This window comes from Acidithiobacillus sp. TH-A36 (genome assembly GCF_057473445.1).
In genome coordinates this window covers 1-2148 of sequence record NZ_JBYCKP010000565.1, presented here as the reverse complement: position 1 = coordinate 2148, position 2148 = coordinate 1, and the positions used below count along the sequence as shown (strand labels likewise).

Below are 2148 nucleotides of genomic sequence, written 5' to 3'. Positions count from 1 at the left end.
ACTGCGGGTTGAAAGTGGCCCATTGCAATACGCTTGCGTTACAGAAAAATGAGGAAATAACAATGGAGAGAAAGAATTGGTTGTGGGCCATGGCCGGGATGGGCTTACTCATGCCGGGCCTGGCTCAGGCACTGGGGCTGGGATCCCTGCAGGTCTTGTCTGCCCCCGGAGAACCCTTTCGTGCCGAAATACCCATCCAATCAGTAACCCCTCAAACTGCATCCAGTCTTAATGCCAGTCTGGCCCCGGACAGCGCGTTTGCCATGATCAATCTGCCACAGGCTCCAACCCTTGAGCATTGGCAATTTACGGTGCGGCATGGGAGTCAACCTGCCATTCTGATTTCCAGTCCTCTACCTGTGAGTCAGCCGAATTTACAGTTTTTGGTACAGCTCAACTGGTCAGGGGGGCAGTTAGTCCGGGAATACTCGGCCAGTGTTGCGAATGCCGCTGCAGCGATGCCCCTGGCATCCAGCCCGGCACCCCTTGTCCCGTCAGCAATTGTGCCAGCAACCAAATCTGTGGCGCTGCCTCCCGCACCTGTCAGACTGTACCATGGTTGGTCGCGGGTGAACCGTTATGGCCCCGTTCCGGTAAACAGCTCTCTGTATGATATAGCGCGGTCTATCACCAACAGTAATGGAGTTACCCTGGATCAGGTCATGTCGGCAGTAGTCAAGGCTAATCCACAGGCCTTCAAAAATGCCAACCCAACCTGTTTGTATGCGGGAAGCATGCTGAATTTGCCCAATGTGAATCAGGTGCAGGCAATGACCCCAGCTCAGGCTACAGCCTGGCTGTCAACGCAAAGTCAAGCTGGAAGTGCGGCTCCTCTTCCTGCTGCTCAAACCTCTGAGCCTTCAACTTCCACAGCTCAGCCACAAAAAGCTTCAACAAGTCCCACCGAAAGTGCTAATCATCTGGTACTGTCCAGTGCTCCTGCCAATGCAGTAGCTGCCAGTGCTGATACGGCATCTGCTACTAGTTCGCCTCTGGCAGCAGACACCCTTGCCTTGCAGGCGGAAAATCAGAAGCTGAAAGGTGAGGTAACGGGCCTGGGGCAGCGTCTGAGCGCGGAAGAGCGTTTACTGGCCAACCAGGGTGTCCAGTTGGCTACGCTCTCGCGCAATAGCGCCAACAGTAATTTATTCAACAACATCCCGCTGCTGATTTCCCTGGGAGGAAATCTGCTGCTTCTCATCCTCTTTATATGGATGCTGCGCCGTCAAAAAGAATCGGAAAAACGTCAGCGTGAAGTATCCCAACGTCTATCCACACTGAATAGTCCCAAATCAAAACCGGTTGCCGAGCCGCCGTTTGTTGCACCGGCTGCCGCTGCTGCATATCAAGTGGGCCACGAGCCAGTAATAAATCCTGCAGTAACTTCTACGCCAATGCCGGTCGCAACGTCCCCTGTCCCCAAAGAAGTGCCGATAGAGGTGGCGGTGCCTGTTAATGAACAGGCACCTGGGCAAACATCCGTCGAATATCATGACGACCTGATGGAAATTGATCCCATTGAGCAGGCGGATCTCTACCTGACTTATGGTAAATCCGAGCAGGCCATTACGGTGATGAATGAAGCGCTGGATGAAAATCCCAGACGCAAGGAGCTTTACGTCAAGCTTCTGGATATGTATGCCACTCTGGATCGTCGTAGCGATTATCTGGATCTGGCGGAACGGATGCGGGGCCGCTTTGGCCCCCATAACGCCGCCTGGCAGGAAGTGGCTGCTCAAGGCGCCCGCCTGTTCCCCGGAAATGCCTTGTTTGTCGCAGGCGATGAAGCCGGGGTGGTCGAAGCCGTCAAGCCGACTCCCGTAGAAGAGCCCACTAAACCTGTCCATGAGGCGTCGGCAGCTTCCCATGCAGATGTAACGGATATGCTGGATTTTGATTTTTCCCATGGACAGGAAAAAAATGCGTCCACTGCCGTTGCGGATGAATCATTTCCTGCCGACGAAAAAGACCGCCTGTTGCAGGATATTGATGAACAGTTCCGGCTGATGGATGCAGATAATCTCCATGCTGAACAAACGGCTGACGAGGTGGAATCCGCAAGTCATGAGCCCATCACGGCTCCCGAAGCGCCCAAGGCCGAAGCCCCAAGTGCGGAAGATACGCTGCCATTCTCTTTCGGGCTGTCGC

Annotated in this window: 1 protein-coding gene; it reads left to right on the top strand. The window is 54.4% G+C overall.

All coding sequences use genetic code 11. The features are described from left to right. Positions 1-62 precede the first annotated feature (62 nt). Positions 63-2148: type IV pilus assembly protein FimV (locus tag AC2VLY_RS14265; RefSeq protein ID WP_486922511.1), on the top strand; the 2086-nt coding region annotated here is incomplete at its 3' end.